Genomic DNA, 13,466 nt, shown 5'->3' with positions numbered 1-13,466 from the left:
CATCAGAAATATGATGGCATGAAGGGTGGCTCGTTTCAGGCGTTGCAATCTGCAATCAAACATCTCGGTGTTCTCTTATTCATGAATCGCTAATGATTATTGATCGCAATTGTAAACTCTATAGCGCTATAGAGTCAAGAGAAGTAAAAATTACAGTCGGTTGGAAACCGTTTTGATAGAGAGGCCTTACCAAGGCTCGCTCCTTAATCTTACAGAGATCATTGAAGGTGGATTGATACTGGAAAATCATCGACTTAACCGGGTGAGTGACATGCAGATTTGCGAGGTCCACTTAACCGCCGCAACAGGTTCCTGTGTCTTTATTGCCTTGTGAGAACTGTATGGGCGGGCATGGTACCGAGCCATAGGAACAGTAGACACAGCAGTCACCGAGCTTCGGCTTCAATAAAACATGGCACTGCTCACACTCGTAGAACCACTGACACGCGTCGGTGGGCATGGATTCTGTTTTTTTATGGCCGCATTCGGGACAAGTCAGCTCGGACTGCAAAATCACCTCTGGCATCATGGTGTTTCCGTTTTCACGATGGTCGATGGATAACCGGCATGGGTGGTCGCTTCGACCAATCTGTCAGCGTTGGTCAGGGAATCCTCAAAGGTTACTACGGCTTGCTTATGCTCATAACTGACCTCGGCTTTTGTTACGCCTTGGACCTTGGTGAGTGCCTTTTTGACCGTGATCGGGCACATGGCACAGTTCATGGTTGGCAGATCCAGCGTGATGGTTTGTGGCTTGGCCCAGGCCGAGAAGCTGGCGATGGTGAATACGAGACCGAGAATGATTTTCTGCATGGTTAGCTCCAGAGTGTTCATGCGAACAGAGGAATCCAGTAGGTGCTGGTGACGAGCACCAGCGCCACGATTGCAGCGATCCAGAAAACCATTTGCCGCCGTTTCCGAGTTTGCGGCACAGCGCAGACGGTTCCCGGTTCACAGGTATCGACCGGTCGATAAACCTGCCAGCCAGCCCAACCGAGCAACAACATAACAAGCATGATGAATACGGGACGGTAGGGCTCCAATACAGTCAGGTTACCGATCCAGGCCCCGCTGATACCCAGTGACAGGAGCACAAAAGGCCCAACACAACACAGGCTGGCGACGGTGGCAGCGGTAATGCCACCGATGATAGGTAGCCTTGTGTTGGTGAATGACTCTTTTCCTGCCATCGCCGACTCCACTTTATTGACCTAGTGAAATCAGTGTAAGTCCCGTACCAAGGTACGGAGTCAAGTCCAATGCCTTTTATTGACGAGGAGCAGGTTGGAGGGATTCAACAATAGGACATGCCGCATTATCAGAGCCTGTAAATAAATCTGTGTAACTGCCCACCCCATTACAGGTGACCGTTCAGGCGGTCACCAAATTCGATAATAAAGCGATTCAATGCCGGCCTCCAATCACGGATCGGCATGGTCCATTTCTTCGAAGCCTGCTGGATCGCCAGGAAAGCCACTTTCAGTGCCGAGTCATCGCTGGGGAATAACTCTCTGCGCTTGGTCGCTTTACGAATGACACTGTTCAGCGACTCGATGGCATTCGTGGTGTAGATCACCTTGCGAATCGCCGGAGGGTACTCGAACAGCGTAATCAGATTGTCCCAGTGGCTGTTCCAGGATCGAGAGATCTGCGGGTATTGGCTGTCCCAGCGTTCTCCAAAGACATCCAGCGCCTGCCGGGCTTCACGTTCGGTGGCAGACTGGTAGATCTGCTTCAGATCGGCCGTCACGGCCTTGTAGTCCTTCCAGGACACGTAGCGCAGCGAGTTGCGAACCATGTGCACGATACACAGCTGTATCTTGGTCTGCGGATACTCTGCAGCAATCGCATCCGGGAACCCTTTCAGGCCGTCCACACAGGCGATAAGGATGTCCTCCAGACCACGGTTTTTCAGTTCCGTCAGTACCGATAGCCAGAACTTCGCGCCTTCCGTTTCAGCCAGCCAAAGGCCAAGAAGCTCCTTCTGGCCTTCCATGTTGATAGCCAGAGCCAGGTACAGGGATTTGTTGATGACGCGTTTATCCTGTCGAATTTTCAGAACAATGCAGTCCAGATAGACGATAGGATAGATCGGATCCAGCGGGCGGTTCTGCCACTCGTGAACCTGCTCGATAACTCGTTCTGTCACCTTAGAGACGAGCGTGGCCGATATATCCGCGTCATACATTTCCTTGAAGGCATCCACGATATCCCGGGTGCTCAGACCCTTGGCGTAAAGTGCGAGGATTTGGTCATCCATCTGGGTCAGACGGGACTGGCCTTTACGGACGAATGGAGGTTCGAAAGAACCGTTCCGGTCTCGCGGAGCCTGTATCGATACTTCGCCGTGCTGCCCTTTCAGGCGCTTGGCTGAATAGCCGTTACGGCTATTGCCAGTGCCACGGCCTTCAGGAGCATGTTTCTCGTATCCGAGGTGCTCGTCCAGTTCAGCATTGAGGGCGGTTTCAACAGTCATTTTGATCAACTGTTGAGTAAGAGCTCCGAGATCTTTTTCAGACTTAATGTCTTTGGCCAACTCGGCGGCCATGGCTTTGAGTTTTTCTTGGTCCAATTGCATACCCACGATGGCATCCTTTTAAAAAGGTTACTCAGTCGTGGGCAGTTACACAATTTGGTTTACAGGCTCACGTGCAATGTTATTCGGCGTCGTTAATCCCGCTAGTACAGCTTTGCTTGCAGTATCAGGGCTATCGTTCTTGCTGCTCTTTTAATTGTGTAATGATCACAAGGATCATGGCATAAAAAATGGGTAGGTGTAGTTATCGGACTTCTTTATTTTGATTGGTATCTCCCGGTCGCGCCGTTCCTTCGCTATTGGTTTCGCAGGAACGGCATTCAAGCAGTCCAATCTGATCAGAACGGATAAATTTTTGACACGTCAGAAATGCTGCCATCCAGAAGAACTTTTACATACACCTTTTCATCAGAACCGGATTTTGTAACTTCGACAATATAGAAACCAGCCCCCTTTTCCTTCAGGACAATCTGATCTTTACCAATGCTCTGCCAACTGGTATCCAGTTGACCAGCTGTATAGCCATAGTCTCTCAGGGTCATCTTCTGCACTACGCGGGCTGCCAGACCCATGGCGCCTCGCTCATCAAGCACGCCGTGGTCGCCATGAGCATATGTCGTTCCACTGAATGCGGACAGTGTCAGTGCAGCGGTTAAAAGTAACGCTTTCATATTGTAACTCCTGTTACTTGTTAGCGATTTACATCGCATGAGGATTTTCGTACTGACCTTCAAAAAATAGCTGAATGGTGATGTCTTGTTGACCATCGTTGCGGAAATACCAGCCATGGGTTCCCGCAAACGGCGCCGTAAAACTGCCTTTCATTTCACTGGTTGTGGCAATGACATAACTTTTAAAGTAGCCACTGGGATCGTTAAAGGGTTCGCCGTGAGTATCAACATAAATACTGGCACCATCAGTGATCCATTCAAAATCAACCTGACCGCCTTCTGCCACTTCCAGTTTGAACTCTTTACCGCTGCCAGCCGGGATAACCAGGGTGGTCAAACCATCCATATTCGCTAAGTTACTCAGGGCTGACGGTGCTTCATTCAGTTTCTCCGGTGACAGCGCGGTTAAGCCCAGCTGAGTACCAATGCCGGTCGGATCTATATTGTATTCCGCTGGCATAATGACGATAACCAGCGTAAGCAGTCCAGTCGCAAATGCGGCCAGTGTGGCCAGCCAGAGCTGTTTGGCCGGAATATGTGCGTAAGTCATTTCCTTCTCCTCAGGAATTAAAATAGCCAGTCAACTGGTAGCCGGTGAGCATGATGCCCGACGCCATCAGCAGCGTATTGGTCAGTACGGCGAAACGGCTGAAGGTTGCTGAATGGCGCCATGCCGAGATCAGTATCAGGATGATGCCCAGTGCAGCAAACTGTCCGATCTCGACGCCGATATTAAAGGCAACCAGATTGGTCAGCAGGCCGTCTTCGGGAATATGAAATTCCTGTAATTTGGTCGCCAGACCAAAACCATGAAACAAGCCAAAAATCAGTACGGCGTAGCGTGTATCTGGCTGAACTCCCAATACCCTTTTAAAGCCACCCAGGTTATCGAAACCTTTGTACACCACTGAAAGGCCGATGATGGCATCAATCAGGTAAGCGTTAACCTGAATATTGGCCAGAACGCCCGACATCAGGGTAATGCTGTGTCCCAGAGTAAAGAGACTGACGTAGAGGAGAACTTCCCGGCTACGGAACAGAAAGAAGATTACTCCCAGCAGGAACAGCAGGTGATCGTATCCTGTGATCATGTGCTTGGCGCCGATATACAGGAAAGGGACGAACTGCACGCCGGTATTCTGTTGCAGAAATGTGCGGGTATTGTCATCAACGCCATGGGCCACAGCGAAGGACGCTGTGGTTAACATGGCGAGTAAAAGTACAAGACGTGTTATAGACAATTTCATGCATTTCCTCGTTTTTCACTACGATGAACCAGGCGGTACAGCGCCGGAATCACAAACAAGGTCAGAATCGTAGAAGAAATAACACCACCAATCACGACGGTTGCCAGTGGTCGTTGTACTTCTGAGCCGATACCTGTGTTCAGTGCCATCGGGACAAAACCCAGTGACGCTACCAGTGCGGTAGTAATCACCGGACGCAGACGGGTCAGCGCACCTTCAAAGATAGCCTGTTCAAGACTTTGGCCAGAGCGCTGTAATTCCCGGATAAATGACACCATCACCAATGCGTTAAGGATGGCGATACCCGACAACGCAATAAAACCCACTGCTGCAGAAATTGAGAAAGGAATATCACGCAGCGTCAGCGCCAGTACGCCACCGGTTAAGGCCAGTGGCACACCGGTAAAAATGACCAGTGCATCGCGCACGGAATTCAGTGCCAACACCAGCAAACCTACAATCAGCACGAGTGTTAGTGGCACAACAATCATCAGTCTTTGTGACGCGGACTGCAGCTTCTGATAGGTACCGCCATATTCCACCCAGTAGCCCGAGGGAATATCCAGTTCATTACCAACGGCATTACGCACGGCTTCCACAAAACTGCCAAGATCGCGACCGCGAACGTTGGCGGTGACTACCAGGCGGCGTTTACCATTTTCGCGGTTTACCTGATTAACACCGATGTTTTCGCTGAGTGTGACCAGCTCCTGCAGTGGAACAACCTGCCCGTGTGCAACGGTCACTGGTAAATAGTTCAGACCGTCAATATCAGCGCGTACGGTTTCAGGCAGGCGTACGGTTATATCTGCCCGGCGATCTCCTTCAAACAAGGTACCTGCGACTTCTCCGCCCAGAGCGGTGGATAGCTGATTCTGCAGCTGTTGGCGGCTGATACCGTGACGGCGCAATGCGGCAGCATCCGGAATAAATTCCAGCAGTGGCAAGCCGGTCACCTGCTCAGTCTGAATGTCCACGGCACCGTCGACACCAGCAACAATTTTTTCAAGCGACGCGCCAAGGCCAGTTAACACATCCAGATCGTCACCGAAAATCTTGATAGCAACTTCGGCGCGTACACCGGCGAGTAATTCGTTAAAGCGCATCTGAATGGGCTGTAAAAACTCATAACGGTTGCCAGGGATTTCACTGACTAAGGCTTCCAGTTCGGCGACCACCTGCTGCTTGGGCTTATCCGGATCTGGCCACTGGTCTCGTGGTTTCAGAATAATAAAGTTATCGGCCACACTCGGGGGCACAGCATCGGTGGCGACGTCAGCGGTACCGATTTTGGCAAATACCCGTTCAACTTCAGGTAAGGCTTTGATGCGCTCTTCAAGTGTTTCCTGCAGGGCAATGGCCTGACTGAGTGATGTACCGGGGATGCGCAGCGCATGCATGGCAATATCACCCTCATCCAGATTCGGGGCAAATTCACTACCTAACCGGGTAGCCTGCCAGATGCTCAGTAAAACCAGCACTGCCGCCAGTCCAATGATAGGTACCCGGGCTTGCAGGGCCAGAGCCAATAATGGCTGATATATGCGCATGAGTGCTGACACCAGAGGGTTGTGCTTTTCAGTCACCGGCCCTTTGAACAACAAGGCCACTGCCGCTGGAACAAAGGTGACTGACAGCAGAATCGCACTCAGCAGAGCAATCACGACCGTGATGGCCATCGGGTGGAACATTTTGCCTTCGACCCCTTCGAGGGCGAAAATCGGTGCGTACACGGCGGTGATAATAAATACACCAAATAATGCCGGACGGATGACCTCCCGCGTGGCTTCAAACACCAGTTGCAGACGTTCTTTTAATGCAAGCTGACCTGTCTGCTGACTCAGACGACGCAGGCAGTTTTCGACAATGATGATGGCACCATCGACCAGCAGACCAAAATCAAGCGCGCCCAGGCTCATCAGGTTGGCGCTGACGCGAGTCTGTACCATACCGGTAAAGGTCATCAGCATTGCCAGAGGAATAACCAGCGCGGTGAGAATGGCCGCGCGGATATTGCCCAGCATCAGGAACAAAATAACGATCACCAGCAAAGCACCCTCCACCAGATTGGTGGTGACGGTACTCAGGGTTTTTTCTACCAGCCCGGTGCGGTCGTAGGCAGCCGTTGCCACAATGCCTTTAGGCAGAGACGCATTAATCTCGGCCAGTTTTTTACCGACGTTACTTGCCACTGTACGGCTGTTTTCACCAACCAGCATAAACACGGTGCTCATCACCACTTCCCGGCCATTCTGGGTCGCGGCGCCGGTGCGCAGGCCGTGGCCAATGGTCACCTCGGCCACGTCGCTGATATGCACCGTTTTACCATTGTCAGAGGTAATGGTAATTGCCGCTATATCGTCGGCCTGCATTGCCTGCCCCGGAATCCGCATCAGCCATTGCGCACCATTTCGCTCCACAAATCCGGCGCCACGGTTCTCATTGTTAGCGCGGATAGCGGCCACAATATCGGCACTGCTGATGCCAGCGGACAGCATACGTTGCGGTTGCATCTGCACCACGACTTCACGCTCGTAACCACCGATGGGGTTCACTTCCACCACGCCCGGCACCTGCATCAGCTGCGGGCGGATAATCCAGTCGTGCACACTGCGCAAATCCATAGGCGTGATGGCAGACCCATCGGCATTCATTGCGCCAGGCTCAGCATCAACGGTGAACATAAAAATTTCACCCAGACCGGTGGCGATAGGCCCCATTTCTGGTTGTAAGCCATAAGGCAGACGACCGCTGGCAGATGCCATGCGTTCGCCGACCAGCTGGCGGGCGAAATAAATATCGGTGTCATCGCTGAAAATAGCGATCACCTGCGACAGGCCGTAGCGCGATACCGAACGGGTGTATTCCAGCCCCGGTAATCCGGCCAGCGCGGTTTCCAGCGGATAGGTAATACGCTGTTCCACTTCCAGTGGGGTAAAGCCGGCGGCTTCGGTATTGATCATCACCTGTACGTTGGTGATGTCAGGCACGGCATCAATCGGCAGCCGGTTAAAATTCCACAGACCCAGCACGGCAACGATGGCAACAACGACCATCACCAGATTCCGCCGGGCAATGGCCAGTTTAATCAGTAAATCCAACATGACGATATCCTGTATCAGTGGTCGTGTGACGCGCCGGACTTCTCGATGTCGGCTTTGATGATGTAACTGTTTTCGGTCACGTATTCTGTGCCCGGCTCAAGACCACCGAGCACTTCAACCCATTCGCCGGCGGCCTGACCCAGTTCCAGCATTCGCACTTCGTATTCGTCCCCGACTTTGGCGTAAACCACGGTGAAGTCGCGAAACGCCTGTAAGCCAGAGCGTTTGACGGCCAGAGCTACGTCACGGGTTTCGGTTTCAATGCGGGCATTGATTTTCATTCCGGCCGCCAACAAACCTTCGGCGTTATCAAGGGTGGCCAGCCACAGACGTGACTGATCGGACTGAACAGAGGGGTAAGCATGTTTAAGCACAGCCTGAGCCTGCAATTCTGTGCCGGGTACCGTGATGGTGACGGGGGCTCCGGCTTTTACACGACTCCAGTCTTTCGGGTACACGGCAAGTTCACCCTGCAATGTACGGTTGTCTTGCATTGTCAGCAGAGTACGTCCTGCACTTTGTTCTCCGGCAGCGGCATAAATCCGGCTGACAATGCCTGAGGCTGGTGCGCGTACGCTGTAGCTTTTCAGGCTCTCGTTGCTGTCGATGGTAAGCAATTCGCTGCCTGCCTGAACCACCTGTCCTTCGCGTACGTGCACCTTGCGGATTTCGCCATCAAAACGTGCGCTGACGTTGCGCTCGGTGCCTGGTACTGACGTCAGATTGCCCCAGACGGGTGTCTGAATATGCAGAGTCGCTGGCCCCGCGACTTCGGTGGTAATTCCCATGGCATCGGCAACCGGCGCGGCGATTTGCGTACGTCCCTCAAAATTGTCGTAACGCCACTGGTATTGCTGGCCAGCATGCTGAACCTGAATATCGACAATAAAAGAATGAGGCTCGTAAATTTCCATGTCGCCACGCAGGTAATCGCCTTCAGCGCGGAAACCGATATTATCGACGACGTCGCCAAGACGAATAAGACGTACGCTCAGCTGCACATCCTGTGGTGCAATTGGCTGGCCGGACAATGTGCTCCAGGCCCGGAACTCCGGCGGTACACCGGTTTCGAAAATGGCCAGCTCCAGAGCAAAATCACCATCGCGCAGCATGCGTCCGCGGTGAGGTCCTTTCTCCGGTTCCGCTTCGGCTGTTTCCGCCGACTGGGCATAAACCATTTGTGTTGGCAGAGCGTTGCCTGCGAATAACGGCAAAGCCAGCAACAGGTGGGAAAATATTTTACGGGGTGTCATAACTTAACCTCAGAAATAAATGGTCTGGCCGGTCAGGCGCTGTAATTCAATCCACTGCTGATGCAGTGCTTCCGCTTCGTCGAGCAAACGCTTGCGGGCATTTAGCCATTGCTGGCGGGTGTTATCCCACTGTACATAATCCAGCTGCCCGTTTTCATAGGCTTTAAGCGCCTGCTGACGACCGCTATCGAGAGTCGGCAGAATGGTTTCTGTCAGGGTATTGATAACGTGCTGGCTGTGTTCCAGTTCCATCAGCAGTGTGCGGGTTTGGATGGTCAGTTGTTGCAAATGCGCCCGTGCTGAAAGTGTCTGCTGTTGTTCACGGACACTGGCCGAGCGCTGCAGAGCGGCGTGGCGCTGATTCGCGCCCAGCGGAATGCTGAACTGGGCGACCAGGGCATAGTCATCCGTATTTTCGAAACGGCGCACGCCTGCGCCAACCGACCATGGGGTTACCGCTTCTTCACTTGCTAGTTTTCCTTCCGCACTGAACAGTTCTGCTTCCGCTTTTATCTGGTTCAGTGACGGGGTTTCCTGCAATTTGTTCATGGCAGCTTCAGCTTTTGCCAACGGCAGAAATGGCAGCAGGTTTCCCGCGGCATAAAGCTGGGTTTCTGTCGCTCCCCACTGCGCAGACAATCGCAGTGACGCCGACTGCAGCCGGTGCCCGAATTCTTCCACTGCCAACTCCTGCTCTGTTAAACGGGTACGTGCCAGTATCAGGTCAGTATTGGGGGCACGACCGGCATTCACACGGCGCTGAATGATCGCCAGAATTTCTTTTTCGTCGGCTAACGCTTCCTGTGCCAGTTGCAGCCGCTCCTGATCGGCGAGTAACGAAATAAAGAGTGTTGAAGTATTTGCAGTTACTTCTGCCAGCTGCACTCGCTGTTTTGCTGTCAGCAAGCGCTGCTGAGCCGCTGCATGTTCTGTTCTGGCGCTGATCTGATCACCTTCTAACAGCCAGCGGGCACTCAAGGTCGTCTGCATGGCATCGGTACCTTCATACTGGTCAGTACCGAATGCATCTTCGACGCTCAGCTCCAGCTGAGCAGGTTGCCGGCTGCCAGCCGCTTCTATTTCAGCCTGTATGCCCTGCTGCCGATAAGACCAGACGGCAATTTGTGGATGCCCCTTTAACGCCCGCTCGACGGCTTCAGATAGCCTCACTGAATTTTCAGCGTAAGCGCTTTCATACCAGGGCATGAACAGGATCAGACAGATTAAAAACCGATTGGTAATCGGTTTTTTGGATGCAGAACTAACGTGGTTAACAAGCTTCATTTCAGCTCCGTTAATGGACGAGGAAAATATCAAAAAAGTGGTGTAAAGCATCGGTGGCAGAAAGCACCGCTGTGGCTGTAATCAGAATAGCCAGTGGTAACAGGCTGAGTTTCAGAGCGGACGGACGAGATGGTGTCAGCAGCTCGCAGACCCGTTCGCGCAGCTGTTCGGCAGCGACAAACGCCGCCTGACCAGGCTTGTTGATGCGATGGCGTAAGCGCGCGATTTTCACCAGTGTTTCTGCGATGTCGGCGGCTTCGGCGTTGCGGGTAACCCGGCGATCAGCGAGCTGTTCTGTCACTAATGTGAAGCGGTTCAGAATGGCGGGGCGAACAAAGCCTGGCAGTGGACAAATAAGCAGCATCAGTAACCAGCGACTCAGATTATCGAACTGGCGGATATGCGCTTGCTCATGAGCAATAATAATTGCCTGTTGGTCTGGCGTTGTTTGATTGAGCAAACCTTGCGACAGGTAAACATCGGCGCGGAAATATCCGGCTGCCATGGCGACAACGTCCCGGGTGGGCAGAATGCAGATAGTGGAATCGGAAGTTGCCAGTGCCTGCTCACGGATAAGTTTCAGTTGCTGGTTTACACACCATTGCTGATAAGCAAAACGCCCCATGCGTAACGTCAGCCATAAACCGACCGTACTCAGAAACCAGCTGTGCCAGGCGCTGATCACAAACTCATCGGTATGATGCCAGTGAATGAGCCTCAGCGATCCATACACAGTGTTGTGATCATCAGGTAAGGCGATTCCACCTTGAACTAACAGCAACAGAGTCATTGCCCAGGGTAACAAGGCCCAACTTAAAATCAGCCATTTTTGTTCCAACGGATCAACACGCTTTCCTGCCCGAATAAGCAGGGGGGCTGTTAACAGCTGAAATGCAACTGAGGCCAGTCCGAGCAATGCAGCCATGCTCAGCAAGTTCAGAATGAAACCCCAGTTTCCGGTAATCATGAGTGTGCTTTACCTTTTCGGCGATGATTCTGGATCATAGCTTCCAGGCGATCGAGCTCGTCGTCACCAAGATCGGCAGACAAGGAAACAAATGCGGCCATCAGAGACTGGTTGTCCTGACTGACAAGGTCGCTGGTGATATTGCGGATCAGCTGAGCGATCAGATCTTCCCGATCTACGCGGGTGCGATAAACAAAGGCATGCCCTTGCTTGCTGCGACTGAGCAGCTGCTTTTTGTACAGACGGTCCAGTGTGCTCTGAATCGTATTCAGTGAACTGCTGCGTCCGGCACTGAAGGCAGAATGGATCTGCTTGGCATCAGCTTCACCCGCCGACCAGAGATGGTTCAGAACCTGCTTTTCTAACTCACCGAGAATCATAGTCTTTCCAGTTTTCAGAATGAGGCATATACTGCCACAGTAAAAACCGACCTACAATCGGTTTTTTGTCAGTCAAAGTCAATCGCTGAGGTTCCATGCTGAGCATTCTCCGTCACCGTGTATATCGCCATTTGTTTGCTGCGCAGCTTATTTCATTGTTGGGCACAGGCCTGGCGACGGTTGCCCTGAGTCTGATGGCGTTTGAGCTGGCGGGAGACAATGCAGGCACTGTGCTGGCAACGGCACTGACCATCAAAATGCTGGCCTATGTGTTTGTGTCACCGCTACTGGCGGCCTTGTTTCAGGGGCGCCCACGCAAGCCTGTGTTGGTGGCACTGGATATTATCCGCGCGCTGACGGCGCTTTCGCTGCCGTTCCTCACCGAGGTCTGGCACATCTATGTGGTTATTTTTGTTCTGCAAAGCAGTTCCGCCGGATTTACGCCGTTATTTCAGGCGACGATTCCTGATGTACTGCCGGACGAGCGTGAATACACCAGAGCGCTGTCACTTTCCCGCATGGCATACGACATGGAAAGTCTGATCAGCCCCATGCTGGCGGCGACATTGCTGCTGATTACCTCGTGGCATGGATTATTTTTCGGCACCATGCTGGGGTTCGTGGCGTCAGCGTTGCTGGTGCTATCCGTTACCCTCCCAAAAGCCCAGGCTTCTGCGGTGAATACCTGGACAGACAGACTTACGAAAGGTGGACGCATTTACCTGCTGACTCCACGACTGAGAGGTCTGCTGTTGTTGAGTTTTACCACCGCCCTGGGGGGCGCTATGGTGTTCGTTAACACCGTGGTTCTGGTGCAGGGGAATTTTGCCCTGAGTGGCCAGCAAACGGCATTCGCTCTGGCTGCTTTCGGCTTTGGCTCCATGCTCACAGCACTGAAATTGCCGGCATTGCTGGATAAATACAGTGAGCGAAGCGTCATGCTGGGTGGCTTATTAGTATTGATTCTCGCGCAATTATCCGGCGCGTTTATGCATGGTTATTACACTCTTCTGATGATTTGGTTTTTCATGGGAGCTGGTTATTCTCTGGTGCAGACTCCCACCAGTAAAGTTCTGGTTCGTTCCGCTTCATCTGGAGATCGCCCCGCTCTTTTTTCCGCACATTTTTCGCTATCGCATGCTGGCTGGATGATGGCCTATCCATTCGCAGGCTGGCTTCTGACAGTTCTGACGGTAAATGCTGCTTTTCTGTTGTTGGCAGGAATGTCTGTTTTAGGCCTGCTTTTAGCGACAAGACTCTGGCCGAAGGATGAAAAATAGGTTGTATTTCATGCCCATCCTAACCTGGAAAAAGGGCATGAAAACCTGGAAATGAATCGCCACCAGTTTGCTAGACACCTTTGAGTTAGAGAAAATGACTCAAACAGAGGTGAGTATGAGCAACAAACGCTATCCCGAAGAATTCAAGATCGAAGCCGTTAAGCAAGTGACCGTTGCCGGCCACAGTGTCGCTGATGTTGCTGAACGATTAGGAAGGTAATCCCCCCATTTTTAACGGGGTTCAAAAGTAGAGATTAGGCCACCATGGCCAATTTCTGTTGAGGAGTGATTCCCCCAAGACCCATGTTCGGTCGTTCGTTATTATAATGCCAAAGCCAGCGAGTGGCGTAATTCTGAACGTCCTCCAGTGTGTCGAACAAGTACTGAGCCAGCCAGTCGTAACGCACCGTGCGGTTGTAACGCTCAACGTAGGCATTCTGTTGCGGATTGCCAGGCTGAATAAATACCAGCTTAATGCCTTGATTCTCTGCCCACACAGCAAGCTTGTTGCTGATGTACTCAGGACCATTATCACATCGAATAGAGCGTGGTTTTCCACGCCATTCAATGATCTGATCCAGCGACCTAATAACACGTCCGGTTGGCAATGAAAAATCAACTTCAATGCCTAAGCCTTCACGATTGAAGTCATCGATAACGTTAAACAGCCGGTAAGTCCGGCCATCACTGAGCTGATCATGCATAAAGTCCATGGACCAACATTCATTGATTGTAACCGGAACC

At 52.2% G+C, this 13,466-nt stretch carries 14 protein-coding genes and 1 pseudogene; 2 read left to right on the top strand and 13 right to left on the bottom strand.

The features are described 5' to 3' along the window. Nucleotides 1-292: 292 nt before the first annotated feature. The 12 genes from LGT44_RS20160 to LGT44_RS10295 all read right to left on the bottom strand — a co-directional run bounded on the left by LGT44_RS20160 (nucleotide 293) and on the right by LGT44_RS10295 (nucleotide 11,442). Nucleotides 293-526: a GDCCVxC domain-containing (seleno)protein gene (locus tag LGT44_RS20160; protein ID WP_276667984.1), complete on the bottom strand. Its 234-nt coding sequence runs from the start codon at nucleotides 524-526 to the stop codon at nucleotides 293-295. After that, complete coding sequence (gene merP / locus LGT44_RS10345; protein WP_050660120.1) at nucleotides 526-813, bottom strand: mercury resistance system periplasmic binding protein MerP; 288 nt, start codon at nucleotides 811-813, stop codon at nucleotides 526-528. The genes LGT44_RS20160 and merP overlap by 1 nt, the downstream gene beginning before the upstream one ends. Before the next feature lie 17 nt (nucleotides 814-830). Continuing rightward, nucleotides 831-1,190, bottom strand: a complete 360-nt coding sequence (locus LGT44_RS10340) for a mercuric transporter MerT family protein (RefSeq protein WP_015485718.1) — start codon at nucleotides 1,188-1,190, stop codon at nucleotides 831-833. Between the two features lie 167 nt (nucleotides 1,191-1,357). Next, nucleotides 1,358-2,572, bottom strand: a complete 1,215-nt coding sequence (locus tag LGT44_RS10335) for an IS256 family transposase (protein ID WP_230332538.1) — start codon at nucleotides 2,570-2,572, stop codon at nucleotides 1,358-1,360. A 302-nt stretch (nucleotides 2,573-2,874) separates the two neighbouring features. After that, nucleotides 2,875-3,207: a DUF6488 family protein gene (locus LGT44_RS10330; RefSeq protein WP_225672563.1), complete on the bottom strand. Its 333-nt coding sequence runs from the start codon at nucleotides 3,205-3,207 to the stop codon at nucleotides 2,875-2,877. A gap of 28 nt (nucleotides 3,208-3,235) precedes the next feature. Beyond that, entirely contained in the window at nucleotides 3,236-3,757 is a 522-nt protein-coding gene (locus LGT44_RS10325; protein WP_225672565.1) for a hypothetical protein, read from the bottom strand. Between the two features lie 10 nt (nucleotides 3,758-3,767). Beyond that, nucleotides 3,768-4,454, bottom strand: coding sequence for a HupE/UreJ family protein (locus LGT44_RS10320; protein WP_225672568.1), 687 nt, complete (start codon nucleotides 4,452-4,454; stop codon nucleotides 3,768-3,770). Continuing rightward, on the bottom strand, nucleotides 4,451-7,558 hold the full coding sequence (locus LGT44_RS10315) for an efflux RND transporter permease subunit (protein ID WP_230332532.1): 3,108 nt from the start codon (nucleotides 7,556-7,558) through the stop codon (nucleotides 4,451-4,453). The genes LGT44_RS10320 and LGT44_RS10315 overlap by 4 nt, the downstream gene beginning before the upstream one ends. Nucleotides 7,559-7,572: 14 nt before the next feature. Next, nucleotides 7,573-8,811 carry an efflux RND transporter periplasmic adaptor subunit gene (locus tag LGT44_RS10310; RefSeq protein WP_230332533.1) on the bottom strand — a complete coding sequence of 413 codons (1,239 nt, stop codon included), beginning with the start codon at nucleotides 8,809-8,811 and terminating at the stop codon, nucleotides 7,573-7,575. 9 nt (nucleotides 8,812-8,820) lie between these two features. After that, nucleotides 8,821-10,095 carry a TolC family protein gene (locus LGT44_RS10305; RefSeq protein WP_230332534.1) on the bottom strand — a complete coding sequence of 425 codons (1,275 nt, stop codon included), beginning with the start codon at nucleotides 10,093-10,095 and terminating at the stop codon, nucleotides 8,821-8,823. A 10-nt stretch (nucleotides 10,096-10,105) separates the two neighbouring features. Beyond that, nucleotides 10,106-11,062, bottom strand: coding sequence for a M56 family metallopeptidase (locus LGT44_RS10300; RefSeq protein ID WP_230333591.1), 957 nt, complete (start codon nucleotides 11,060-11,062; stop codon nucleotides 10,106-10,108). Next, nucleotides 11,059-11,442 carry a BlaI/MecI/CopY family transcriptional regulator gene (locus LGT44_RS10295; protein ID WP_225673331.1) on the bottom strand — a complete coding sequence of 128 codons (384 nt, stop codon included), beginning with the start codon at nucleotides 11,440-11,442 and terminating at the stop codon, nucleotides 11,059-11,061. Before LGT44_RS10295 ends, LGT44_RS10300 begins: the two co-directional genes overlap by 4 nt. 95 nt (nucleotides 11,443-11,537) lie before the next feature. Between LGT44_RS10295 and LGT44_RS10290 the strand changes: the two genes are divergently transcribed. Further along, nucleotides 11,538-12,722 (top strand): MFS transporter, encoded by a 1,185-nt coding sequence (locus tag LGT44_RS10290; RefSeq protein ID WP_230332536.1) that lies wholly within the window; start codon nucleotides 11,538-11,540, stop codon nucleotides 12,720-12,722. A gap of 115 nt (nucleotides 12,723-12,837) precedes the next feature. After that, nucleotides 12,838-12,936, top strand: a pseudogene (locus LGT44_RS10285) (transposase); the annotation flags it as partial. A gap of 40 nt (nucleotides 12,937-12,976) precedes the next feature. Here LGT44_RS10285 and LGT44_RS10280 read toward each other — a convergent pair. Beyond that, the coding region (locus LGT44_RS10280) for a DDE-type integrase/transposase/recombinase (protein ID WP_230333589.1) at nucleotides 12,977-13,466 on the bottom strand (490 nt) is incomplete at its 5' end.

This window comes from Thalassolituus alkanivorans, from assembly GCF_020447205.1.
GTDB lineage: Bacteria > Pseudomonadota > Gammaproteobacteria > Pseudomonadales > Oceanobacteraceae > Venatoribacter > Venatoribacter alkanivorans.
Note: the sequence above shows the minus strand (reverse complement) of the source record. Positions and strands in the feature narration are given on the sequence as shown.